Source organism: Pseudomonas sp. M1 (genome assembly GCF_022760135.1).
Taxonomy (GTDB): Bacteria; Pseudomonadota; Gammaproteobacteria; order Pseudomonadales; family Pseudomonadaceae; genus Pseudomonas; species Pseudomonas citronellolis.
Genome location: NZ_CP094343.1, coordinates 38,564 through 60,188 on the forward strand (window position 1 = coordinate 38,564; position 21,625 = coordinate 60,188).

The following is a 21,625-nucleotide window of genomic DNA, read 5'->3' on the forward strand; positions in this document are numbered from 1 at the left end:
GGTGGACGCCAACCGGCTGCTGGCGCGCCCCTGGCTGCCCGGGGTGGAGCTGTTCCATGCGGACTTCTCCGGCCAGCCGTTCGGCCGCCATAGCCACGACGCCTTCGCCATCGGCGCCATCCTCCACGGCGCCGGCGGCTACCAGTGCCGGGGCGCGCGCCACGTGCTGCCGGCCGGCACCTTGTCGCTGATGAATCCGGAGGAGCCTCACACCGGCAACGCCGAGAGCGAGCGGCTGGTCTACCGCATGCTCTACATCGAGGAGTCGCGGTTGCTACCGCTGCTGGGCCGCAAGCAGTTGCCGCGCGGCTTCCAGGAATTGAACCCGGGCGACGATGGCTTGGTCGCGCAAGCCCTGGCGCGGGTGGCCGGCGAATTCGAGCGCAACGACGCGTTGGGCCTGGAAAGCGAGCTGCTGGCGCTGCTGGAGCTGGTCTTCGTGCGCCACGGCGGCATGCGCCCGGCGGCTTCGGCGAGCCGCGACGGCGGCGTCACCGCGCGGCTGCGCGACTACCTGGAAAGCCATTACCGCGAGGCGGTGAGCCTGGAGCAACTGGCCGCCCTGGTGCAGCGCCACCCGCGTCACCTGATCGAGAGCTTCCGCCGCGCCTACGGCGTGCCGCCGCACACCTACCTGCTGCAGCGCCGGGTGCGCGAGGCCAAACGCCTGCTGGTGGAGGGCGCCACGCCCATCGAGGCGGCGTTGGAGCTGGGCTTCTGCGACCAGGCGCATTTCTCCGGCACCTTCCGCCGCTTCACCGGCGTCACCCCGGGGCGCTTCCGCAGTGCCACGCGCACCTGAGTTTCCTACAAGACCGCCGCCACGCCGCCTGGCCAGACTGGCCTCCCGCCACTTCCGGGAGAACGCCATGTTCGCCGCCTTCGCGCTGGTCGCCAGCACTCATTTCGCCGCCCTGCTGTCGCCGGGGCCGGACTTCTTCCTGCTGATCCGCGCCGCCTTGCTGCGCGGTCGCCGCCATGCCGACGGCTGCGCCAGCGGCATCGCCCTGGCCAACCTGGCGAGCATGGGGCTGGTGCTGCTGGTCCTCGGCCAACTGCCCGACCTGGCGAACCACGGCCTGCGGGTGGTGCAGCTGCTGGGCGGGGCCTACTTCGTCTGGCTGGGCTCCCAGGCCGTGCTGGCGCGGCGCGAACTGGAGATTCCCGGGGAAAGCGCCGGGCAGTGTGCGGGAGGTTTCTTCCACGGCCTGCGCGAAGGCTTCCTGGCCAGCAGCCTGAACCCCAAGCTGCCGATCTTCTACACCGGGCTGTTCGGCGTGCTGGGGCCCTTCCACCTGCCGGGCTGGGCGCTCGGCGCCTGCGTGCTGTGGATGGGCGCGGTGGTGCTGTTCTGGGACCTGGCCCTGGTGCGCCTGCTGGATCGGCGGCGCTGGCGCGGCTGGCTGCAGCGCCGGGTGCGCACGCTGGACCGCACCTGTGGCGCCCTGCTGCTGGCGCTGGGCGGCTGGTTGCTCTGGCTGGGCGTGCGCTGAAGGCGCCGCGCGGGGCGGCGCCGGCGGTTCAGTCGCGTTCCAGCAGCCAGACGCGCTTGCCCGGGGCGTATTCGGGCATCTCGTCGGCTTGGGCGCGGTTCACCGCTTCGAAGAGTTCCAGCTTGTCGTCCTCGCGCTGGAACAGGTATTCGCGACCCTGGCGGCCCTGTTGCAGCCAGATGCTGTCGCTGTCGCCGCTCATGGCCGCGCAGTCGCCGGCCAGGCACAGGGCGTAGCGGTCGGCGCTGGGCATGCCCTCCACGCGGCCGTCGGCCTGGAAGGTCACCTTGCTGCCCTGGCCCGGGCCTTCCTGGATCACCCAGGTGCCCTTGAGGAAGCTGCCGTACAGGGCTCGCTGGAAGCTGGCGCCGATGGGCGCCGGGCCCTGCTGTTCGGCGCGGGCGAAGCGCTGCTCCGGCCAGTTCTCGCTGCCCACCTGCACCAGCTGCTTGCCGTCCACCGCCAGCTCTTCCTGCTTGCTGCCATAGAAGGCCACCTGCCAGTGCTTCTTGTCCGCCGGGTCCTGGCTCAGCTGGCCTTCGCCCTGTTCGAAGCCGTTGCTGTAGGTCGCTTGCTGGCTCTTGGTGTCGAGCCGCCATTCCAGGTTGGGCCCGTAGGCCAGCAGCGCCTCGCGCAGCTTGCCGCTCTTGCTGGCGGCGTCGATGGCGGCCTGGTTGATCCAGGTGCCGGACGGATCGGGGGTGCCGGCGCAGCCGGTCAGCAGGCCAAGCAGGGCGCTCAGGACGAGGGCGCGACGCATGCGGGTGCTCCTTGCGGACGAACAGGGGAAAAACGAACGGGGCCGCGAGGGCCCCGTTCGGGAGTGGAGGATTACTCCAGGACGACGATGGCGTCCATCTCGACCTGGGCGCCCTTGGGCAGGGCGGCCACGCCGATGGCGGCGCGCGCCGGGTAGGGCTGGGTGAAGTAGCGGCCCATGATCTCGTTGACCTTGGCGAAGTGCGACAGGTCGGTGAGGAAGATGTTCAGCTTGGCCACGTCGTGCAGGTAGCCGCCGGAAGCCTCGATCACCGCCTTGAGGTTCTCGAACACCTGGACGACCTGCTCCTCGAAGCCCTCGACCAGTTCCATGGTCTGCGGGTTCAGCGGGATCTGCCCGGAGACGTAGACGGTGTTGCCGGCCTTGATCGCCTGGGAGTAGGTGCCGATGGCCGCGGGGGCCTTGTCGGTGTGGATAACGGTCTTGGTCATGTCGACTCCTTGCGAGGGGTGGGATCAGCTGCGCACGCGGGTGATCCGGACCACCCCCTTGAGCGCGCGCAGCTTCTTGATGACGCGGGCCAGGTGCACGCGGTCGTGCACGCTGACCACCAATTGGACCACGCTGACGCGACCGTCGCGCTCGTCCATGCTGATCTTCTCGATGTTGCCGTCGGCGGCGTTGACGCTGGTCGCAAGCAGGGCGATCAGGCCGCGCTGGTGTTCCAGCTCGACGCGCAGCTCGACGTTGAACTCGCCGGTGACATCCTTGGCCCAGCTGAGCTGGATGCATTTTTCCGGGTTGTTGCGGATTTCGCTGATGTTCCTGCAGCTTTCCAGGTGCACCACCATGCCCTTGCCGGCCGACAGGTGGCCGACGATGGGGTCGCCGGGGATCGGCGTGCAGCACTTGGCGTAGCTCAGCACCAGGCCCTCGGTGCCGCGGATCGCCAGCGGCCCCTCGGCGTTGGTGGCGGCGGCGTCGCCTTCGCTGGAGAGCAGGCGGCGGGCGACCACGTAGGCCATGCGGTTGCCCAGGCCGATTTCTTCCAGCAGGTCCTCGAAGACTTCCATGCGGTACTCGTTGAGCACGCCCTGGATGCGTTCGGTGGGGATCTTCTCCAGGTGGCTGTCGAAGCCGGCGAGGGTCTTGTTCAGCAGGCGCTCGCCAAGGCTGATGGACTCGGAGCGGCGCTGCTGCTTGAGCGCGTGGCGGATGTGCGTGCGCGCCTTGCCGGTGACCACGAAGTTGAGCCAGGCCGGGTTCGGCCGGGTGCCCGGCGCGGTGACGATTTCCACCGTCTGGCCGCTCTGCAGCGGTTCGGACAGCGGCGCCAGGCGGCGGTTGATGCGGCAGGCGATGCAGCTGTTGCCCACGTCGGTGTGCACCGCGTAGGCGAAGTCCACCGCCGTGGAGCCCTTGGGCAGCTCCATGATGCGGCCCTTGGGCGTGAAGATGTAGACCTCGTCCGGGAACAGGTCGATCTTCACGTTCTCGATGAATTCCAGCGAGTTGCCGGCGCGCTGCTGCAGTTCGAGGATGCCCTTGACCCACTGGCGGGCGCGGGCGTGGGTGCCTTTTTGCACCTCATCCTCGTTGGACTTGTACAGCCAGTGCGCGGCGATGCCGTGGTTGGCCATCTCTTCCATCTCGCGGGTGCGGATCTGGATCTCGATGGGCACGCCGTGCATGCCGAACAGGGTGGTGTGCAGCGACTGGTAGCCGTTGGCCTTGGGAATCGCGATATAGTCCTTGAAGCGACCGGGGAACGGCTTGTACAGGTTGTGCACGGCGCCGAGCACGCGGTAGCAGGTGTCGACCTTGTCGACGATGATGCGGAAGGCGTAGACGTCCATGATCTCGTTGAACGCCTTGCGCTTGCCGCGCATCTTCTTGTAGATGCTGAACAGGTGCTTCTCGCGGCCCAGCACCTGGCCTTCCATGCCCTCGCGGGCGAGGCAGTTGACCAGCGATTCCTGGATCTTGCCGACGATCTCGCGGCGGTTGCCGCGGGCCTTCTTCACCGCCTGGCGGATGCGCTCGGAGCGCATCGGGTGCATGGCCTTGAAGCCCAGGTCCTCGAATTCCACGCGCATGCTGTGCATGCCCAGGCGGTTGGCGATGGGTGCGTAGATTTCCAGGGTTTCCTTGGCGATGCGCCGGCGCTTCTCGCCGGACAGCACTTCCAGGGTGCGCATGTTGTGCAGGCGGTCGGCCAGCTTGACCAGGATCACGCGGATGTCGCGGGCCATGGCCATGGCCATCTTCTGGAAGTTCTCGGCCTGGGCCTCGGCTTTGGACTCGAAGTTCATCTGGGTCAGCTTGCTGACCCCGTCCACCAGTTCCGAGACGGTTTCGCCGAACTGCGCGGTGAGCGCTTCCTTGGCGATGCCGGTGTCCTCGATCACGTCGTGCAGCATGGCCGCCATCAGGCTCTGATGGTCCATGTGCATGTCGGCGAGGATGTTGGCGACGGCGAGCGGATGGGTGACGTAGGCCTCGCCGCTGCGGCGGCGCTGCCCGTCGTGGGCCTGCTCGGCGTAGTAGTAGGCACGGCGGACCAGGTTGACCTGGTCCGGACCGAGATAGCTCGAGAGCCGGTCGGCGAAGGCGTCTATGCTCGGCAAGGCATCACCCCCTGCCGAGTGGACGGCGCCTGTGGTCGTCGGCCGGTCATCGAATTACAGGGCCTCGTTGTTGGCCTCGTCTTCGAAGGCGGCGAACAGCGGTTCTTCTTCAACCACGTCCTCCTGCTGAACGACTTCAGCATCGACCAGGCCGGAAGCGATCTCGCGCAGGGCGACCACGGTGGGCTTGTCGTTTTCCCAGGCTACCTTCGGCTCCTTGCCGCCGGTGGCCAGCTGGCGCGCGCGCTTGGTGGCGAGCATGACCAGCTCGAAACGGTTATCGACGTTGTCCAGGCAGTCTTCGACGGTGACGCGGGCCATGGTGTTCCTCGTTGCGGAAAATGGAGCCCGGGTTTCCGGGCGGACTGAATAGTCTAAAAAATCGCCAATCTTTATGGAAGGGCCGTTTGTTATGCCGACGGCTGCAACAGCTCCTCGAGCAACCGCTCGTGGCGCTTCTGCTGGGCGTCCTGGCGCAGCTGGCGGGCACGGAAGATCGACTTGAGGTCTTCCAGAGCATGGGCGAAATCGTCGTTGATCACCAGATGATCGTATTCGACGTAGTGACTCATTTCGTTGACCGCCTCGCGCATGCGCCGCTCGATCACCTCGTCGCTGTCCTGGCCGCGGTTGGTCAGGCGCTGGCGCAGGGCGTGCTGGCTCGGCGGCAGGATGAAGATCGACTGCGCGTGGGGCATCAGCCGGCGCACCTGCTGGGCGCCCTGCCAGTCGATCTCGAGGATCAGGTCGAGGCCTTCGGCGAGGGTCTTTTCCACCCAGCGCTGCGAGGTGCCGTAGAGGTTGCCGAAGACTTCGGCGTGCTCGAGGAATTCGTCGCGTTCGAGCATGGCGGTGAAGGTGTCGCGGCCGACGAAGTGGTAGTTCACCCCGTCCACCTCGCCCGGGCGCATGCCGCGAGTGGTGTGGGAGACCGAGACGCGCACGCTGGGCATCGCCTCGAGCAGCGACTTCACCAGGCTGGTCTTGCCGGCGCCGGAAGGCGCGGAAACGATGTAGAGGGTGCCGGACATGACTGAATCCTGGGGCTATGGGTGGAAAGCGAGCGCGCGGCTCACTCGATATTCTGGACCTGCTCGCGCATCTGTTCGATGAGCACCTTGAGGTTCACCGCGGCCTGGGTCGAGCGCGGGTCGAAGGCCTTGGAGCCGAGGGTGTTGGCCTCGCGGTTGAGTTCCTGCATGAGGAAATCCAGGCGGCGGCCGGCGGCGCCACCGGCCTTGAGCACGCGGCGCACCTCGGCGACGTGGGTGCTCAGGCGGTCGAGCTCCTCGGCGACGTCGCTCTTCTGCGCCAGCAGGACCATTTCCTGCTCCAGGCGCTGCGGGTCGGCTTCCAGCTTCAGTTCGGCGAAGCGGTCGAGGATCTTCTGCCGCTGGTTGCCGAGCATCTGCGGCACCAGCTCGCGCAGGTTGGCCACTTCTTCCTGCATGGCGCCCAGGCGCTCGTCGATGATCCGCGCCAGCTCCGCGCCTTCGCGGGCGCGGCCGGCCTTGAGCTCGTCCAGCGCCTGGTTGAAGGCGGTCATGGCCTCGGCGTTGAGCGCCTGCGGGTCGGCGGCGTCGCCCACCAGCACGCCCGGCCAGGCCAGCACGGCCAGCGGATCGATCGGCGCCGGCTGCCTGATCAGCGCGGCCACGCCCTCGGCGGCGGCCACCAGTTGCGCGGCGCGCTCGCGGTCGACCTGCAGCGGCTTGCCGGCGGTGTCCTCGTTGAAGCGCAGGGTGCATTCCACCTTGCCGCGCGACAGGCCCTGGCGCAGCGCCTCGCGCACCGGCCCTTCGAGGTCGCGGAAGGTTTCCGGCAGGCGCAGGTTCGGTTCCAGGTAGCGGTGGTTCACCGAGCGCAGTTCCCAGCTCAGGGTCCCATTGGTCCCGGCCCGTTCGACGCGGGCGAAGGCGGTCATGCTGTGAACCATGGGGCTACCTCGCTGTGATTCGGCTGAAAGCGATGAAATGTCATCGTGAACCGGCAATTGTACCCCAGCGGGGCCGGCCGCCGCACGCCGGCGGTGGTTGCCTGGCTGCCGGGGCCTCTATAATGGCGGCCAGTATCCGATTCAATCTCGCATAGGAAGTCTCGATGAACCGTCCCAGTGGCCGCGCCGCCGACCAGTTGCGCCCGATCCGCATCACCCGCCACTACACCAAGCATGCCGAGGGTTCGGTTCTGGTGGAGTTCGGCGACACCAAGGTGATCTGCACCGTGAGCGCCGAGAGCGGCGTGCCGCGCTTCCTCAAGGGCCAGGGGCAGGGCTGGCTGACCGCCGAGTACGGCATGCTGCCGCGCTCCACCGGCGAGCGGAATGCCCGCGAGGCCAGCCGCGGCAAGCAGGGCGGCCGCACCCTGGAGATCCAGCGCCTGATCGGCCGTTCGCTGCGCGCCGCGCTGGACCTGACCAAGCTGGGCGAGAACACCCTGTACATCGACTGCGACGTGATCCAGGCAGACGGCGGCACCCGCACCGCGTCCATCACCGGCGCCACCGTGGCGCTGATCGACGCCCTGGCGGTGCTGAAGAAGCGCGGCGCGCTCAAGGGCAACCCGCTCAAGCAGATGGTCGCCGCGGTCTCCGTGGGCATCTACCAGGGCGTGCCGGTGCTCGACCTGGACTACCTGGAGGATTCCGCCGCCGAGACCGACCTGAACGTGGTGATGACCGACGCCGGCGGCTTCATCGAGGTGCAGGGCACCGCCGAGGGCGAGCCGTTCAAGCCCGCCGAGCTGAACGCCATGCTGGAACTGGCGCAGCAGGGCATGCAGGAAATCTTCGAACTGCAGCGCGCCGCGCTGGCCGACTGACGCGGGAGGGGCGGGGATGAACGACGAACTGCAAGCGCGGCCGAGCCAGGAAGCCCGGCAGTGGGCGATGTTCTGCCACTTCTCCTCCTTCCTCGGGCTGGTCTTTCCCTTCGGCAACCTGCTGGGGCCGCTGATCGTCTGGCAGATCAAGCGCGAGTCCGATCCCTTCGTCGACAGCCAGGGCAAGGAAGCGCTGAACTTCCAGATCACCGTCAGCCTGGCGATGCTGGTCAGCTTCTTCCTCTGCCTGCTGGTGATCGGCTTCCTGCTGCTGGCGCTGGTCTGCGCCGGCGCCCTGGTGCTGACCGTGATCGCCGGGGTCAAGGCCAACGAGGGCCGCGACTACCGCTATCCGTTCACCTGGCGGCCGTTGAAGTAGCTGCTAGAAGCTGGAAGCGTGGCGGCTTTTGCTTCCAGCTTCAGGCTTCTAGCTTCCAGCTCTCAAATACTGAGCGTCCAGTCGTAGTCGATGATCAGCGGCGCGTGGCGCGAGAAGCGCGGCTGCCGCGGCAGCTTGGCGCTGCGCACGAAGCGGCGCAGACCCGGGGTGAGGATCTGGTAGTCGAAGCGCCAGCCCAGGTTCAGCATCTCGGCCTGCTCGCTGTCCGGCCACCAGCTGTACTGGTCGCCTTCGCGGTTGACCTCGCGCAGGGCATCGACGTAGCCCATGTTGCCGAACACCTCGTCCATCCAGCCGCGCTCGGGCGCGAGGAAGCCGGGCATCTGCTGGCATTCGCGCCAGTTCTTCACGTCCAGCTTGTTGTGGGCCAGGTACAGCGACCCACAATAGATGTACTCGCGGCGCTTGCGGCGCTGCTTGTTCAGGTAGGCGGCGAAGTCTTCCATGAACTTGAACTTCTGGTTCAGGTTCTCGTCACCCTCCTGCCCGCTCGGCAGAAGAATGCTGGCAATACTCACCTTATCGAAATCGGCTTGCAGGTAGCGCCCGTAACGATCGGCCATCTCGAAACCCAGCCCGCTTATGACGGCCTTGGGTTGCAGACGACTATAGATTGCGACGCCACCCTGGCTGGGCACTTCGGCGTCGCAGGCGTACAGGAAGTAGCCGTCCAGCTGGTAGGACGGGTCGTCCAGATCGAAAGCGGAGGCGCGGGTATCCTGCAAGCAGATCACGTCGGCATTCTGGGCTTGCAACCAGCTGAGCAATCCCCGCTCGGCTGCAGCCTGAATACCATTCACGTTCACACTGATGATCCGCATAAATGGCCCCCAAAATCACGTGTGTGTATGATACCCGAGCTCAAACGGTTTAGCTAAATTCATACCGGCCGGTTCTATTCCCATGCAGGCATATCAACGCGATTTCATCCGTTTCGCCATCGAGCGCGGCGTACTGCGCTTCGGCGAATTCACGCTCAAGTCCGGGCGCACCAGCCCCTACTTCTTCAATGCCGGCCTGTTCAACAGTGGCCTGGCGTTGGCCAAGCTGGGGCGCTTCTACGCCGCCGCGGTCGTGGACAGCGGCATCGATTTCGATGTCCTGTTCGGCCCGGCCTATAAAGGAATCCCGCTGGCGGCCGCTACAGCGGTGGCGCTGGCCGAGCAGCACGGGCGCGACCTGCCCTGGTGCTTCAACCGCAAGGAAGCCAAGGACCACGGCGAAGGCGGCACCCTGGTGGGCGCGCCGCTGGCCGGCCGGGTGCTGATCGTCGACGACGTGATCACCGCTGGCACCGCGATCCGCGAGGTCATGCAGATCATCGAGGCCCAGGGCGCCAGGGCCGCCGGCACGCTGATCGCGCTGAACCGCCAGGAGCGAGGCCGCGGCGAGCTGTCGGCGATCCAGGAAGTGGAGCGCGACTTCGGCATGCCGGTGGTCAGCATCGTGTCCCTGGAGCAGGTCCTCGAATACCTGGCCGGCGACGCCGAGCTCAAGCGTCACCTGCCGGCGGTCGAGGCCTATCGCGCGCAGTACGGAATCTAACCAGAACAGGGTGTCCGGCATGGCCAAGCAGGGTGCTTTACGCCGTGGTGCATTGATGGGGTTGCTGGTCTTCGGGCTGGCCGGGCCGGCGCTGGCGGCGAATGCCGCCGGCAATCCCTCGTCCGGCGGCGCCGTCGAGATGTACCGCTACGTCAACGACAAGGGTGTGACCGTCATCGATCGCCTGGGCGTGCCGTCGCAGTACATCGGCAAGGGCTACGAGGTGCTCAACGAGCAGGGGCGGGTGATCCGCGTGGTGCCGCCGGCGCCGACCGCGGAGGAAATCCAGCAGCGCAAGGCCGCTGCCGCCCAGGCCAGTTCCGATGCCCAGCTGCTGCGCCTGTATACCAGCGTCGAGGACGTCGACCGCGCCCGCGAGCGCAAGCTGTCCGAGCTGGATGGCCTGAGCAGCGTGGCGCGGGGCAACCTGCAGTCGCTGAAGACGCAGCAGGGCAACCTGCAGGCCCAGGCCGCCGACGCCGAGCGCGCCGGGCGCCAGGTGCCGCAGCAGTTGGTCGAGCAGTTGGCCAACCTGAAGGACGAGGAGCAGCGCCTGCTGCGCGACATCGCCCACTACCAGCAACTGCGCGCCCAGGCCAAGGCCACCTTCGAGGCGGACCGCGCGCGCCTCGCGCAATTGCTCGGCGCCTCCCGCTAGTCCGTCAGTCGACGGGCAAGTGCTCGAATTTCGCGATGCGCTCGCGCAGCCAGCCCGGCAGGGGCTGGCTCTGTCGCTGGTCGTTGGCGTAGGCGTAGATCAGCTCGCCGAGGGTCAGCGGCTGGCCCTCGCACCAGATCGCCACCTGGAAGGTCAGGCTGCTGCGCCCCAGGCGCGCGACGCGCACGCCCATGTCCAGCCAGTCGTCGTAGCGCGCCGGGGCGAAGTACTCCAGGCTGCTCTTCACCGCGAACAGGTCGCCGCCGCCGCGCAGCAGGTCGGCCGGGTAGCGGATCTCCAGGTTGCGGTAGTACTCGGTGGTGGCGACGTCCGCGTAGGTCAGGTAGTTGCCGTTGAAGACGATGCCCTGCGGGTCGACCTCCGACCAGCGCACGCGCAGGCTGTGGAAGAAGTGGAACTGGTGGCGTTCAGGGAAGACTGAAGGCATTGCGGCCTCCGGAAGGAAGAGGGGAGCCGCCACGGCGGGCGCCGTGGCGGGTAGTGCTCAGTGGCGCGGCTTGCGGTTGCTGATCAGGGTGCCGACGCCGCTGTCGGTGAAGATTTCCAGCAGCACGGCGTTGGGCACGCGGCCATCGATGATGTGCGCGCTGGTCACGCCGCCCTGCACCGCTTCCAGGGCGCAGCGGATCTTCGGCAGCATGCCGCCGTAGATGGTGCCGTCGGCGATCAGGCTGTCCACCTGCTCGGTGGTCAGGCCGGTGAGCACCTGGCCCTGCTTGTCCATCAGGCCGGCGATGTTGGTCAGCAGCATCAGCTTCTCGGCCTTCAGCGCCTCGGCCACCTTGCCGGCCACCAGGTCTGCGTTGATGTTGTACGACTCGCCGTTGGCGCCCACGCCGATGGGCGCGATCACCGGGATGAAGTCGCCCCTGACCAGCATGTTCAGCAGGTCGGTGTTGACCCCGGTGACCTCGCCGACGTGGCCGATGTCGATGATTTCCGGCTTGGTCATCTCCGGGGTCTGGCGGGTGACGGTGAGCTTCTTCGCGCGGATCAGCTCGGCGTCCTTGCCGGTCAGGCCGATGGCGCTGCCGCCGTGGCGGTTGATCAGGTTGACGATGTCCTTGTTCACCTGGCCGCCGAGGACCATCTCCACCACGTCCATGGTCTGCGCGTCGGTGACGCGCATGCCGTCGATGAAGTGGCTCTCGATGGACAGGCGGTTGAGCAGGTCGCCGATCTGCGGGCCGCCGCCGTGCACCACCACCGGGTTGATGCCGACCGCCTTCATCAGCACCACGTCGCGGGCGAAGCTGTTCTTCAGCTCGTCGGTCTCCATGGCGTTGCCGCCGTACTTGATGACCAGCGTCTTGCCGACGAAACGGCGGATGTAGGGAAGCGCTTCGGCAAGGACGCGGGCTACCTGGGCTGCGTCATCGCGGCTCTGGGACATGGTGCTGGGCTCCGGCATGGTCAGGTCAGAAGGGGATGGTCAGGGCGGGGTCGACCGCCTTGAGCTGGTTGCGGAACACGTCCTTGATGCGTTCCAGTTCGGCTTCGGAATCCGCCTCGAAGCGCAGCACCAGCACCGGCGTGGTGTTGGAGGCGCGTACCAGGCCCCAGCCCTTGGGATAATCGACACGCACGCCGTCGAGGGTGGTGAGGTTGGCCTCGCCCCACTGGCCGTCGCGCTGCAGCGCTTCGATCAGGGCGAACTTGCTCTCGTCGGTGACGGTGATGTTGATTTCCGGTGTTGAGACGTCCAGCGGGAAGGCCGAGAACACATGCTCGCTGTCGCGTTTGTCGAGGCTGATGATCTCCAGCAGGCGGGCGGCGCTGTAGATGCCGTCGTCGAAGCCGTACCAGCGCTCCTTGAAGAAGATGTGGCCGCTCATCTCGCCGGCCAGCAGCGCGCCGGTCTCCTTCATCTTCTTCTTGATCAGCGAGTGGCCGGTCTTCCACATCACCGGGCGGCCGCCGTAGCCGCTGATGAGGGAGATCAGGCGGCGGGTGCACTTGACGTCGAAGATGATGTCGGCGCCCGGGTTGCGCGAGACCACGTCCTTGGCGAACAGCATCAGCAGGCGGTCGGGGTAGATGATGGTGCCTTCGTTGGTCACCACGCCCACGCGGTCGCCGTCGCCGTCGAAGGCCAGGCCGAGGTCGGCGCCGGTTTCCTTGACCTTGGCGATCAGGTCTTCGAGGTTCTCCGGCTTGCCCGGGTCCGGATGGTGGTTGGGGAAGGTGCCGTCGACATCGCAGTACAGCGGGATGACGGTGCAGCCCAGGGCCTCGATCAGTTGCGGGGCGATCACGCCGGCGACGCCGTTGCCGCAGTCCACCACCACTTTCAGCGGCTTGGCCAGGGCGATGTCGTCGCGGATCTGCTGGAAGTAGCGCGGCAGGATGTCCACCTGCTGCACCTTGCCCACGCCGCTGGCGAGGTCGTTGTTCTCGATGCGCTCGCGCAGGGCCTGGATCTGCTCGTTGGCCAGGGTCTCGCCGGCGACGACGATCTTGAAGCCGTTGTAGTCCGGCGGGTTGTGGCTGCCGGTGAGCATCACGCCCGACTTGCCCTCCAGGACGTTGGCCGCGTAGTACAGCACCGGGGTCGGCACCATGCCGATGTCGGTGACCTGGCAGCCGCAGTCGAGCAGGCCCTGGATCAGTTGCTGGACCAGCTCCGGGCCCGACAGGCGGCCGTCGCGGCCGACGCTGACGCAGGGCTCGCCGCGGGCCAGGCTCTCGGAACCGATGGCGCGGCCCACCCAGTAGGCGGTCTCGGCGGTCAGGGTATCGCCGACCACGCCGCGGATATCGTAGGCGCGGAAGATGCTGGCGGGCAGTTGCGGGGCTTTGGGCGTGCTCATGGCGGGGGTTTGCTCCAATCCCAGGAGGTCCTGGTCTTCATCAAGAATGTCGATGTCCAGAATGTCGGTGTTCTGGAACAGTGGGTCGACCAGCTGCGTCTCGGCGCTGGCCGGCTTGTCGATCTTCGCCGCCACCGGGCGGGGCTCGGGGGCCGGTGCGGGGCTGGCGGGGGCCGGGGGCTCGGCCTTGCGCCTGGGCTGCCGCGCCAGCGCCTGGGCCAGCGGTTGCAGTGCGGCGAGGCCGACTTCAGGTGCTTTGGCAGTGCGCTGGCCACCGAGTTCCTGCAAGTACTGACCGATGGCCTGGGCGTCCTGGCGCAGGCGCCGTTGCAGGGCGCTCTGCGCGAGGTACACGCCCAGCAGCGCGCCGGCCAGCGCCAGCAGCGCGGCGCAGCCCAGCAGCGCCGGTGGATACAGCGCGGCGGTCAGGGCCGGGCCGGGGGTGAAGCTGAGTTTCCAGTTCGGGTTGCCGCTGGCCAGGTTCAGCGGCGCGGCGTTGCCGGCCTCGCCGCGTTGCAGCAGGACCTGCGCCGGCGAGCTGCCGAACTGCTGGGCCAGCTGCAGCTGGCCGGTGTCGGCGGGCATGTCCGGCAGGGCCTTGAGCAGGCGCTGCAGGTCGAAGACCAGCATCAGGCTGCCCTGGATGGCGTTGTCCGGGCCGCGCAGCGCCGTGGCGCTGTAGAGCAGCCAGCGCTGGCCGACGCGGTAGGCCTCGGGGGCGACGTTCTGCCCGCTCTCGGCGCGGCGCAGCATGTCCAGGGCGGCGTAGTTCAGCGGGCCGGGACGCTGGTTGTCCTGGCTGGCCTGGCCGCTGGCGTTGAGGTGGACGTCCACCAGGCCGTCCTGGTGCCAGTGGGCGAGGGTGGCCTCCAGGGCGCGGGCGCTGTTGGCGTCGGCCAGCGCCGGCAGCAGCGCGGGGTTGGCGGCGGCGCTACGGGTATCGGCGGCGAGTTGGAGCAGGGCCTGGCGCAGGGCGCCGGACTGGCTTTCGCCCCAGGCGCCGGCCAACTGCTGGCGGTGCATCTGCTCGGCGCTGCCGAACAGCGTCAGCCACAGCAGGGCGCCGGCGGCGGCCACGCCGAGGGTCGCCACGCCCAGGGCCGGCAGCAGCGACTTGAGTTCCGGCCGGGCCGCCGGGCCTGCCGAAGCCTTCGGCGGCGGGGCGACTTCCGGCAGGTCGGCCGTTCCCTTGGCACTGCGTTGGAAAAGTTTCATGCAACATCTCCTCGGCGAATCGTCCTGGAGGATTGTGTCAGTGGCTGCCCGAGTGCCCGAAACCGCCGGCGCCACGCTGGCTTTCGTCGAAGCTGTCGACCAGCTCGAAATGCGCCTGCACCACCGGCACCAGCACCAGCTGGGCGATGCGCTCGCCGATGGCGATGGTGAAGGGGGTGTTGCCGCGGTTCCAGCAGGAGACCATCAGCTCGCCCTGGTAGTCCGAGTCGATCAGCCCGACCAGGTTGCCCAGCACCACGCCGTGCTTGTGGCCAAGGCCCGAGCGCGGCAGCACCAGCGCGGCCAGGCCCGGGTCGGCGATGTAGATGGACAGGCCGGTGGGGATCAGCAGCGTCTGGCCGGGTTCGAGGACGGTGTCCTGCTTGAGCATGGCGCGCAGGTCCAGGCCGGCGGAACCGGGGGTGGCGTACTGCGGCAGGGGGAATTCGGCGCCCAGGCGCGGGTCGAGGATCTTGGCTTGCAGGGAATGCATCGGGTTCTCAGTGTCGTTTCAGGCGGTCGGCGATGAAGGCGATCAGCTGGCGGGCGATCTTGCCCTTGCTGGTCTGGGCGAAGGCAGTTTCGTGCAATTCGCGGTCGATCACGGTGATCGCGTTCTCTTCGCTGTTGAAACCGATCGAGGGGTTGGCCACGTCGTTGGCCACGATCAGGTCGAGGTTCTTGTCCTTGAGCTTGCGCGAGGCGTACTCCAGCAGGTTCTCGGTCTCCGCGGCGAAGCCCACGCTGAACGGCCGGTCGGCGCGCTGGGCGAGGGTGGCGAGGATATCCGGGTTGCGCACCAGCTGCAGCAGCAGGCCGTCGCCCGTGGTCGGGTCCTTCTTCAGTTTCTGCGTGGCGACCAGCTCGGGGCGGTAGTCGGCCACCGCGGCGGCGGCGATCAGCAGGTCGGCCGGCATCGCGGCTTCGCAGGCGGCGAGCATGTCGCGGGCGCTGACCACGTCGACGCGGCTCACCCGGTCGGGCGTCGGCAGGTGCACCGGGCCGGTCACCAGGGTCACCCGCGCGCCGGCTTCGGCGGCGGCCTCGGCCAGGGCGAAGCCCATCTTCCCGGAGCTGTGGTTGGTGATGTAGCGCACCGGGTCGATGTTTTCCTGGGTCGGGCCGGCGGTGATCAGCACGTGCTGGCCGGTCAGCGAGAGGAACTGGAAGCAGTCGGCGGCGCGCTGGGCCAGCTCCTCGGCCTCGAGCATGCGCCCGGGGCCGACGTCGCCGCAGGCCTGGCTGCCGGCGGCCGGGCCGAAGAAGTGCAGGCCGCGGCCACGCAGCAGTTCGGCGTTGGCCTGGGTGGCCGGGTCGCGCCACATGGCCTGGTTCATCGCCGGGGCCAGGGCGACCTGGGCATCGGTGGCCAGCACCAGGGTGGTCAGCAGGTCGTTGGCCACGCCCTGGGCCAGGCGCGCCATGACGTCCGCGGTGGCCGGGGCGATCAGCACCAGGTCGGCCCAGCGGGCCAGCTCGATGTGGCCCATGGCCGCTTCGGCGGCGGGGTCGAGCAGGTCCAGGTGCACCGGGTGCCCGGACAGCGCCTGGAGCGTCAGCGGGGTGATGAACTCACGGCCGCCCTGGGTCATCACCACGCGGACTTCCGCGCCCTGGTCGCGCAGGCGGCGGACCAGTTCGGCGCTCTTGTAGGCCGCAATACCGCCGCCCACGCCGAGGACGATGCGTTTTCGATAGAGCCGCTGCATAGGCCCGCCTTATCTTCGGAATTGGATGACGCGCGTCAGGGCCGGAGACGCCTCCCCAGGCCTCCGGTCGCGCGAAAGGGACGGGCTAAGATAGCACAGCGCCCGCCCCGGCACAGCGGGCGGCTCGACAGGGAGGTTGCATGAGCATTCGTCACTGGCCCGCGGCGGAACGCCCGCGGGAAAAACTCCTCGAACGCGGCGCGGCAAGCCTCAGCGACGCCGAGCTGCTGGCCATCTTCCTGCGCACCGGCGTGGTTGGCTGCAGCGCGGTGGAGCTGGCGCGGCGCCTGCTCCACGAGTTCGGCAGCCTGCGCGCGCTGCTGGAGGCGGACCAGGCCAGTTTCAGCAGCCACCTGGGCCTGGGCCGCGCCAAGTACGCCCAGCTGCAGGCGGTGCTGGAGATGGCCCGCCGCCACCTGGCCGAGCAGCTGCGCCGCGATTCCGCCCTGGAGAGCCCGCAGGCGGTGCGCGACTTCCTCAAGGCGCGGCTGCGCCACGAGGCCCACGAGGTGTTCGCCTGCCTGTTCCTCGACGGTCGCCACCGCGTCCTGGCCTTCGAGGTGCTGTTCCACGGCTCCATCGACAGCGCCAGCGTCTACCCGCGCCAGGTGGTCAAGCGCGCCCTGGCGCACAACGCCGCGGCGCTGATCCTCAGTCACAACCACCCCTCGGGCATCACCGAGCCGAGCCAGGCCGACCGCAGGCTGACGCAGCGCCTGAAGGACGCCCTGGCGTTGGTGGACGTGCGCGTGCTCGACCACTTCATCGTCGGCGACGGCGAGCCGCTGTCGATGGCGGAGATGGGCTGGGTGTGAGGCTCGCCGTGGGGCCGGTATCGCGCCGGCCCCACGTTGAACGGCGCCTCAGAGGCTGACCTTGGAGAAATCCTGGCGGCCGAACGGGTTCACGGCGTAGCCCTTGACCTCCTTGCGCAGCAGCACCGAGGCCGTGGGGTGCGCCAGCGGCAGCCACAGGGCCTGGTCGTGGATCAGCTGCTGGGCGTCGTGGTAGAGCGCGCTGCGCTTGTCCTGCTCGCTCAGCGCCTTGCCCTGGCTGATCAGGCCGTCCAGCTTCGGGTCGCAGAAGCGCGCGAAGTTCAGCCCGGACTTCACGCTGGCGCAGGAGAACTGCGGGGTGAGGAAGTTGTCCGGGTCGCCGTTGTCGCCGGCCCAGCCCATGAACAGCAGGTCGTGCTCGCCGGCCTTGGCGCGGCGGATCAGCTCGCCCCACTCGATCACGCGGATCCCGGCCTGGATGCCGACCTTGGCCAGGTCGGCCTGCAGCAGCTGCGCGCCCAGGCTCGGGTTGGGGTTGAGCAGGCTGCCGCTGGGGCGCGTCCAGATGGTGGTCTTGAAGCCGTCCTTCAGGCCGGCCTTTTCCAGCAGTGCCTTGGCCTGGGCGGGGTCGTGGGGGTAGCCGGGGATGTCCTTGGCATAGCTCCAGGTGTTCGGCGGGTAGACGCCCTCGGCGGCAGTGGCGCTGCCTTCGAACACCGACTTCAGGTAGGTCTGGCGGTCGAAGGCGAGGTTGATCGCCTGGCGCACCTCGGGCTTGTCCAGCGGCGGGTGCTGGCTGTTCAGGGCGACGAAGGCGGTCATGAACGCCGGCGTCTGCTCGATGCGCAGGGCCGGGTCCTTGGCCGCGGCCTCGACGTCCAGCGGCTTGGGCGACAGGGCGATCTGGCATTCGCCGCGCTTCAGGCGCTGCAGGCGCACGTTGGCGTCGGGGGTGATGGCGAACAGCAGGTTGTCCACCGCCGGCTTGCCGGCGAAGTAGTCCGGGTTGGCGGTGTAGCGGATCTGCGCGTCCTTCTGGAAGCGCTTGAAGACGAAGGGGCCGCTGCCGATGGGCTGGGCGTTGAGCTTCTCCGGGGTGCCGGCCTTCATCAGCTGGTCGGCGTACTCGGCGGAATAGATGGAGGCGAAGCCCATGCTGAGCATGGGCAGGAAGGTGGCGTCGGGGTGGCTCAGGGTGAAGCGCACCTGGTGCTCGTCGACCTTCTCCACGGCTTTTATCAGGGCCGGCAGCTGCAGCGACTGGGCGTGGGGGAAGCCGCTCTGCGCCACCTTGTGCCAGGGGTTGGCGGGGTCGAGCATGCGCCGGAAGCTGAACAGCACGTCGTCGGCGCCCAGTTCGCGGCTGGGGCTGAAGTAGTCGGTGTGGTGGAACTTCACCCCGCTGCGCAGCTTGAAGTCGTAGGTCAGGCCGTCGGCGGAGACCGTCCAGCTCTCGGCCAGGCTCGGCACCACCTTGCCCTGCGCCGCATCGAACTCCACCAGGCGGTTCATCAGCACGTCGGCCGAGGCGTTGGTGGTGGTCAGGGCATTGAACTGCACGACGTCGAAGCCGTCGGGGCTGGCCTCGGTGCAGACACTGAGGGTGCTGGCGCCGGCCAGGGCGGGGGCCAGCAGCAGGGCGAGTGGAAGCAGACGCATGACGGACTCCGGAAATGGTGGGAAAATGCCCGTCCCGTGGGCTGGGCGCAGTCATGCAAGGCCGTTGTCGGCCTTGAACCGGCTACCCTAGACCAAGCCGCCGCCGGGGACAACGGTGAAAGTCGACGAACGGCAAGGGCGCCGGGCCGCGGCCGCGCTGCGCCGGCATGTGGATAAGCCGCTTGCTCCCTTGCGACACTAAGCGGCTTTCTGATATAAAGCTGCGCTCTTTTCTGGGGCCCTGCCCCGTCGACTCGGAATCGAGTGGCGGTCGGACAGGTAAGACCCGGGTGGAAACCAAGTATCAACGAGTTCAAGCAGCCAACCCATGCCGGGTTTGGCATGTGGTTTATAGAGGGCTGAGCCATGTCGAGAGTTTGCCAAGTGACCGGTAAGGGTCCGGTTACCGGGAACAACATTTCCCACGCACACAACAAAACCCGCCGCCGTTTCCTGCCGAACCTGCAGCACCACCGTTTCTGGGTTGAGTCCGAGAAGCGCTTCGTACGCCTGCGCGTTTCCGCCAAGGGCATGCGTATCATCGACAAGCGTGGCATCGAGGCCGTCCTGAACGACCTGCGCGCCCGCGGCGAAAAATTCTAAGGAGCTGCAATCATGCGTGAACTGATCCGTCTGGTGTCCAGCGCCGGTACCGGCCACTTCTACACCACCGACAAGAACAAGCGCACCAAGCCTGAGAAGATCGAGATCAAGAAGTTCGATCCGGTCGTTCGCAAGCACGTGATCTACAAGGAAGCCAAGATCAAGTAATTGATCCCGGCCCTTGCGAAGAAACCCGCCAATTGGCGGGTTTTTTCATGTCTGCGCGGCGGGGCTGGTGGGGCCGTTCGTGCCACCGGGGCGTCCGGCGTGGCCGGCGAATCCCATCGCGGACGAAGCCCGCTCGCCGTCCGCGATTGGGTCCGCCGGACAATCCCCGGCAAAACACGGGCGCCACGCAGAAACAAAAACGCCGCTTCCCCTCACCGGAAAAGCGGCGTTTTTTCGTCAAACAGCTATCAAGCCTTCTGTTCGAAGATCACATAAACCTTGCGGCAAGGCTCCAGCACCTCCCAGGTGCCCTTGAAGCCGGCCGGGATGACGAAGCGGTCGCCGGTGCGCACGGTCTTGGCGCCGCCGTCGGCGTCGCGGATCACCGACACGCCCTGGAGGATCTCGCAGTATTCGTGCTCGGTGTAGTTGATGGTCCAGTGGCCGACCGCGCCTTCCCAGATGCCGACGTTGAACTGGCCGCAGGGGCTGGCGTAGTGGTTGCGCACGCTTTGCTCGGGATCGCCCTTGAGGACCTTCTCCGGCGCCGGGCGGTAGTGCTCGGCGGCGGTGCCGGCCTGGGCGAAGTCGACGATCTGCTCGATGTTCATGCTGACTCTCGTTTTATTGTGGGTTGTACGAGTGCTCCGCCACTGCGGGCGGGCCCGGACGGAGGCGGAATCGATCGAGTCTATGTTTAATAAAACGAACGTGACAAGGCGTTTTGGTGCCAAAGTGTCAAAAATATTGAAAATTCGCCCATCCCGGTTTAGGGTGGCGGACAGCGTGGCCCTCGCGCCGCCTTGCAGAATTTCTGACAGCGCGCCCATCCCCGGGGCGCCGGGACTTCGATAAGTAATTCAATAAGAGGACAAGTTGTCATGAGTACCCTCACTCGCGCCGACTGGGAAGCTCGCGCCCAGAACCTGAAGATCGAAGGCCGCGCCTTCGTCGACGGCCAGTACGTCGATGCCGCCGACGGCGCCACCTTCGACTGCATCAGCCCGGTGGATGGCCGCTTCCTGGCCAAGGTCGCCAGCTGCGACGCCGCCGACGCCGAGCGCGCCGTGCAGGTTGCCCGTGCCGCCTTCGAGTCCGGCGTGTGGTCGCGCCAGGCGCCGGCCAAGCGCAAGAAGGTCATGATCCGCTTCGCCGAGCTGATGATGCAGCACGCCGAAGAACTGGCCCTGCTGGAAACCCTGGACATGGGCAAGCCGATCAGCGACGCGCTGAACATCGACGTCGCCAGCGCCGCCAACAGCATCCGCTGGAATGCCGAAGCCATCGACAAGGTCTACGACGAAGTCGCCGCCACCCCGCATGATCAGCTGGGCCTGGTCACCCGCGAAGCCGTGGGCGTGGTCGCCGCCATCGTGCCGTGGAACTTCCCCCTGCTGATGTCCTGCTGGAAGCTCGGCCCGGCCCTGGCCACCGGCAACTCGGTGATCCTCAAGCCGTCCGAGAAGTCGCCGCTGACCGCCATCCGCGTCGCCCAGCTGGCCGTCGAGGCCGGCATCCCGAAAGGCGTGCTGAACATCCTGCCGGGCTTCGGCCACACCGTGGGCAAGGCCCTGGCCCTGCACATGGACGTCGACACCCTGGTGTTCACCGGCTCGACCAAGATCGCCAAGCAGCTGATGGTCTACGCCGGCGAGTCGAACATGAAGCGCGTATGGCTGGAAGCCGGCGGCAAGAGCCCGAACATCGTCTTCGCCGACGCGCCTGACCTGAAGGCCGCCGCCGAATCTGCCGCCAGCGCCATCGCCTTCAACCAGGGCGAAGTGTGCACCGCCGGTTCCCGCCTGCTGGTGGAAAAATCCATCAAGGCCGAGTTCCTGCCGCTGGTGGTCGAAGCGCTGAAGGCCTGGAAGCCGGGCAACCCGCTGGACCCGGAAACCAACGTCGGCGCGCTGGTCGACACCACCCAGATGAACAACGTGCTGAGCTACATCCAGGCTGGCCACGACGACGGCGCCAAGCTGGTGGCCGGCGGCAAGCGCACCCTGGAAGAAACCGGCGGCACCTACGTCGAGCCGACCATCTTCGACGGCGTGACCAACGCCATGCGCATCGCCCGCGAGGAAATCTTCGGGCCGGTGCTGTCGGTGATCGAGTTCGAGGACGCCGAGGAAGCCGTGCGCATCGCCAACGACACCCCGTACGGCCTGGCCGCCGCGGTCTGGACCAGCAACCTGTCCAAGGCCCACCTGATCGGCAGGGCCCTGCGCGCCGGCAGCGTGTGGATCAACCAGTACGACGGCGGCGACATGACCGCACCCTTCGGTGGCTTCAAGCAGTCGGGCAACGGCCGCGACAAGTCGCTGCACGCCTTCGACAAGTACACCGAGCTGAAGGCTACCTGGATCAAGCTGTAATAACGTTCGGAGGGGCTGCGCGTCG

General features: G+C 67.5%; 24 protein-coding genes. 10 read left to right on the forward strand and 14 right to left on the reverse strand.

What is annotated here, in order from left to right:
- The first annotated feature begins 1 nt into the window (after nt 1).
- Both PM1_RS00175 and PM1_RS00180 read left to right on the forward strand, forming a co-directional pair.
- Nucleotides 2-802: a helix-turn-helix transcriptional regulator gene (locus tag PM1_RS00175; protein WP_009614155.1), complete on the forward strand. Its 801-nt coding sequence runs from the start codon at nt 2-4 to the stop codon at nt 800-802.
- 67 nt (nt 803-869) lie between these two features.
- The gene (locus PM1_RS00180) at nt 870-1,493 is read left to right on the forward strand and encodes a LysE family translocator (protein WP_009614154.1); all 624 of its coding nucleotides are present in this window, start codon (nt 870-872) and stop codon (nt 1,491-1,493) included.
- A gap of 28 nt (nt 1,494-1,521) precedes the next feature.
- Here the strand turns inward: PM1_RS00180 and PM1_RS00185 are convergent, their stop codons facing one another.
- From PM1_RS00185 to PM1_RS00210, 6 genes are all read right to left on the reverse strand, one after another.
- Nucleotides 1,522-2,253, reverse strand: a complete 732-nt coding sequence (locus PM1_RS00185; RefSeq protein WP_009614152.1) for a hypothetical protein — start codon at nt 2,251-2,253, stop codon at nt 1,522-1,524.
- 71 nt (nt 2,254-2,324) lie between these two features.
- The gene (locus tag PM1_RS00190) at nt 2,325-2,705 is read right to left on the reverse strand and encodes a RidA family protein (RefSeq protein ID WP_009614149.1); all 381 of its coding nucleotides are present in this window, start codon (nt 2,703-2,705) and stop codon (nt 2,325-2,327) included.
- A gap of 24 nt (nt 2,706-2,729) precedes the next feature.
- Entirely contained in the window at nt 2,730-4,841 is a 2,112-nt protein-coding gene (gene spoT, locus PM1_RS00195; protein WP_009614147.1) for a bifunctional GTP diphosphokinase/guanosine-3',5'-bis pyrophosphate 3'-pyrophosphohydrolase, read from the reverse strand.
- A gap of 54 nt (nt 4,842-4,895) precedes the next feature.
- On the reverse strand, nt 4,896-5,162 hold the full coding sequence (gene rpoZ, locus PM1_RS00200) for a DNA-directed RNA polymerase subunit omega (protein WP_009614145.1): 267 nt from the start codon (nt 5,160-5,162) through the stop codon (nt 4,896-4,898).
- An 89-nt stretch (nt 5,163-5,251) separates the two neighbouring features.
- The gene (gene gmk, locus PM1_RS00205; RefSeq protein WP_009614143.1) at nt 5,252-5,872 is read right to left on the reverse strand and encodes a guanylate kinase; all 621 of its coding nucleotides are present in this window, start codon (nt 5,870-5,872) and stop codon (nt 5,252-5,254) included.
- A 41-nt stretch (nt 5,873-5,913) separates the two neighbouring features.
- Nucleotides 5,914-6,777 carry a YicC/YloC family endoribonuclease gene (locus PM1_RS00210; RefSeq protein WP_009614141.1) on the reverse strand — a complete coding sequence of 288 codons (864 nt, stop codon included), beginning with the start codon at nt 6,775-6,777 and terminating at the stop codon, nt 5,914-5,916.
- A gap of 164 nt (nt 6,778-6,941) precedes the next feature.
- Here PM1_RS00210 and rph point away from each other — a divergent pair, with 164 nt between their 5' ends.
- Together rph and PM1_RS00220 are read left to right on the forward strand one after the other, a co-directional pair.
- Nucleotides 6,942-7,661 carry a ribonuclease PH gene (gene rph, locus PM1_RS00215; RefSeq protein WP_009614139.1) on the forward strand — a complete coding sequence of 240 codons (720 nt, stop codon included), beginning with the start codon at nt 6,942-6,944 and terminating at the stop codon, nt 7,659-7,661.
- Between the two features lie 16 nt (nt 7,662-7,677).
- Nucleotides 7,678-8,040 (forward strand): DUF4870 domain-containing protein, encoded by a 363-nt coding sequence (locus PM1_RS00220; RefSeq protein WP_009614137.1) that lies wholly within the window; start codon nt 7,678-7,680, stop codon nt 8,038-8,040.
- Between the two features lie 62 nt (nt 8,041-8,102).
- Here the strand turns inward: PM1_RS00220 and PM1_RS00225 are convergent, their stop codons facing one another.
- The gene (locus tag PM1_RS00225; RefSeq protein ID WP_009614136.1) at nt 8,103-8,882 is read right to left on the reverse strand and encodes an exodeoxyribonuclease III; all 780 of its coding nucleotides are present in this window, start codon (nt 8,880-8,882) and stop codon (nt 8,103-8,105) included.
- 82 nt (nt 8,883-8,964) lie between these two features.
- Here PM1_RS00225 and pyrE point away from each other — a divergent pair, with 82 nt between their 5' ends.
- Together pyrE and PM1_RS00235 are read left to right on the forward strand one after the other, a co-directional pair.
- Nucleotides 8,965-9,606 carry an orotate phosphoribosyltransferase gene (pyrE, locus tag PM1_RS00230; RefSeq protein ID WP_009614134.1) on the forward strand — a complete coding sequence of 214 codons (642 nt, stop codon included), beginning with the start codon at nt 8,965-8,967 and terminating at the stop codon, nt 9,604-9,606.
- Between the two features lie 19 nt (nt 9,607-9,625).
- Nucleotides 9,626-10,264 carry a hypothetical protein gene (locus PM1_RS00235; protein ID WP_009614132.1) on the forward strand — a complete coding sequence of 213 codons (639 nt, stop codon included), beginning with the start codon at nt 9,626-9,628 and terminating at the stop codon, nt 10,262-10,264.
- 4 nt (nt 10,265-10,268) lie between these two features.
- On the opposite strand, the gene PM1_RS00240 is transcribed toward PM1_RS00235, so the two are convergent.
- Genes PM1_RS00240 through coaBC form a run of 5 tightly spaced genes read right to left on the reverse strand, consistent with a single transcriptional unit; the run spans nt 10,269 to nt 16,019 of the window.
- A complete protein-coding gene (locus PM1_RS00240) occupies nt 10,269-10,712 on the reverse strand; it encodes an acyl-CoA thioesterase (RefSeq protein ID WP_009614129.1) in 444 nt (147 codons plus the stop codon).
- 57 nt (nt 10,713-10,769) lie between these two features.
- On the reverse strand, nt 10,770-11,678 hold the full coding sequence (argB, locus tag PM1_RS00245; RefSeq protein ID WP_009614127.1) for an acetylglutamate kinase: 909 nt from the start codon (nt 11,676-11,678) through the stop codon (nt 10,770-10,772).
- A 25-nt stretch (nt 11,679-11,703) separates the two neighbouring features.
- The gene (locus PM1_RS00250) at nt 11,704-14,310 is read right to left on the reverse strand and encodes a phosphomannomutase/phosphoglucomutase (protein ID WP_009614124.1); all 2,607 of its coding nucleotides are present in this window, start codon (nt 14,308-14,310) and stop codon (nt 11,704-11,706) included.
- Between the two features lie 37 nt (nt 14,311-14,347).
- Complete coding sequence (gene dut / locus PM1_RS00255; protein ID WP_009614122.1) at nt 14,348-14,803, reverse strand: dUTP diphosphatase; 456 nt, start codon at nt 14,801-14,803, stop codon at nt 14,348-14,350.
- 7 nt (nt 14,804-14,810) lie between these two features.
- Nucleotides 14,811-16,019: a bifunctional phosphopantothenoylcysteine decarboxylase/phosphopantothenate--cysteine ligase CoaBC gene (coaBC, locus tag PM1_RS00260; protein ID WP_009614121.1), complete on the reverse strand. Its 1,209-nt coding sequence runs from the start codon at nt 16,017-16,019 to the stop codon at nt 14,811-14,813.
- A gap of 140 nt (nt 16,020-16,159) precedes the next feature.
- On the opposite strand from coaBC, the gene radC reads away from it, so the two are divergent.
- Nucleotides 16,160-16,834 (forward strand): RadC family protein, encoded by a 675-nt coding sequence (radC, locus tag PM1_RS00265; protein ID WP_009614120.1) that lies wholly within the window; start codon nt 16,160-16,162, stop codon nt 16,832-16,834.
- A 48-nt stretch (nt 16,835-16,882) separates the two neighbouring features.
- Here the strand turns inward: radC and PM1_RS00270 are convergent, their stop codons facing one another.
- A complete protein-coding gene (locus tag PM1_RS00270) occupies nt 16,883-18,454 on the reverse strand; it encodes an ABC transporter substrate-binding protein (RefSeq protein ID WP_009614119.1) in 1,572 nt (523 codons plus the stop codon).
- A gap of 366 nt (nt 18,455-18,820) precedes the next feature.
- Here PM1_RS00270 and rpmB point away from each other — a divergent pair, with 366 nt between their 5' ends.
- Nucleotides 18,821-19,057, forward strand: a complete 237-nt coding sequence (gene rpmB / locus PM1_RS00275; protein ID WP_009614118.1) for a 50S ribosomal protein L28 — start codon at nt 18,821-18,823, stop codon at nt 19,055-19,057.
- Nucleotides 19,058-19,069: 12 nt separating this feature from the next.
- Complete coding sequence (rpmG, locus tag PM1_RS00280; protein ID WP_009614117.1) at nt 19,070-19,225, forward strand: 50S ribosomal protein L33; 156 nt, start codon at nt 19,070-19,072, stop codon at nt 19,223-19,225.
- A 248-nt stretch (nt 19,226-19,473) separates the two neighbouring features.
- Here the strand turns inward: rpmG and PM1_RS00285 are convergent, their stop codons facing one another.
- Nucleotides 19,474-19,836, reverse strand: a complete 363-nt coding sequence (locus tag PM1_RS00285; RefSeq protein ID WP_009614116.1) for a cupin domain-containing protein — start codon at nt 19,834-19,836, stop codon at nt 19,474-19,476.
- A gap of 270 nt (nt 19,837-20,106) precedes the next feature.
- On the opposite strand from PM1_RS00285, the gene PM1_RS00290 reads away from it, so the two are divergent.
- Complete coding sequence (locus tag PM1_RS00290; RefSeq protein ID WP_009614115.1) at nt 20,107-21,600, forward strand: aldehyde dehydrogenase; 1,494 nt, start codon at nt 20,107-20,109, stop codon at nt 21,598-21,600.
- Nucleotides 21,601-21,625 lie beyond the last annotated feature (25 nt).

Coding starts and splice junctions, on each gene's coding strand:
- PM1_RS00240 (WP_009614129.1), bottom strand. CDS start 10,712: ATGCCTTCAGTCTTCCCTGAACGCCACCAGTTCCACTTCTTCCACAGC.
- PM1_RS00180 (WP_009614154.1), top strand. CDS start 870: ATGTTCGCCGCCTTCGCGCTGGTCGCCAGCACTCATTTCGCCGCCCTG.
- PM1_RS00285 (WP_009614116.1), bottom strand. CDS start 19,836: ATGAACATCGAGCAGATCGTCGACTTCGCCCAGGCCGGCACCGCCGCC.
- rpmB (WP_009614118.1), top strand. CDS start 18,821: ATGTCGAGAGTTTGCCAAGTGACCGGTAAGGGTCCGGTTACCGGGAAC.
- rph (WP_009614139.1), top strand. CDS start 6,942: ATGAACCGTCCCAGTGGCCGCGCCGCCGACCAGTTGCGCCCGATCCGC.
- PM1_RS00250 (WP_009614124.1), bottom strand. CDS start 14,310: ATGAAACTTTTCCAACGCAGTGCCAAGGGAACGGCCGACCTGCCGGAA.
- gmk (WP_009614143.1), bottom strand. CDS start 5,872: ATGTCCGGCACCCTCTACATCGTTTCCGCGCCTTCCGGCGCCGGCAAG.
- rpmG (WP_009614117.1), top strand. CDS start 19,070: ATGCGTGAACTGATCCGTCTGGTGTCCAGCGCCGGTACCGGCCACTTC.
- PM1_RS00220 (WP_009614137.1), top strand. CDS start 7,678: ATGAACGACGAACTGCAAGCGCGGCCGAGCCAGGAAGCCCGGCAGTGG.
- PM1_RS00210 (WP_009614141.1), bottom strand. CDS start 6,777: ATGGTTCACAGCATGACCGCCTTCGCCCGCGTCGAACGGGCCGGGACC.
- PM1_RS00225 (WP_009614136.1), bottom strand. CDS start 8,882: ATGCGGATCATCAGTGTGAACGTGAATGGTATTCAGGCTGCAGCCGAG.
- PM1_RS00235 (WP_009614132.1), top strand. CDS start 9,626: ATGGCCAAGCAGGGTGCTTTACGCCGTGGTGCATTGATGGGGTTGCTG.
- PM1_RS00190 (WP_009614149.1), bottom strand. CDS start 2,705: ATGACCAAGACCGTTATCCACACCGACAAGGCCCCCGCGGCCATCGGC.
- pyrE (WP_009614134.1), top strand. CDS start 8,965: ATGCAGGCATATCAACGCGATTTCATCCGTTTCGCCATCGAGCGCGGC.
- radC (WP_009614120.1), top strand. CDS start 16,160: ATGAGCATTCGTCACTGGCCCGCGGCGGAACGCCCGCGGGAAAAACTC.
- PM1_RS00270 (WP_009614119.1), bottom strand. CDS start 18,454: ATGCGTCTGCTTCCACTCGCCCTGCTGCTGGCCCCCGCCCTGGCCGGC.
- rpoZ (WP_009614145.1), bottom strand. CDS start 5,162: ATGGCCCGCGTCACCGTCGAAGACTGCCTGGACAACGTCGATAACCGT.
- PM1_RS00185 (WP_009614152.1), bottom strand. CDS start 2,253: ATGCGTCGCGCCCTCGTCCTGAGCGCCCTGCTTGGCCTGCTGACCGGC.
- PM1_RS00290 (WP_009614115.1), top strand. CDS start 20,107: ATGAGTACCCTCACTCGCGCCGACTGGGAAGCTCGCGCCCAGAACCTG.
- argB (WP_009614127.1), bottom strand. CDS start 11,678: ATGTCCCAGAGCCGCGATGACGCAGCCCAGGTAGCCCGCGTCCTTGCC.
- coaBC (WP_009614121.1), bottom strand. CDS start 16,019: ATGCAGCGGCTCTATCGAAAACGCATCGTCCTCGGCGTGGGCGGCGGT.
- dut (WP_009614122.1), bottom strand. CDS start 14,803: ATGCATTCCCTGCAAGCCAAGATCCTCGACCCGCGCCTGGGCGCCGAA.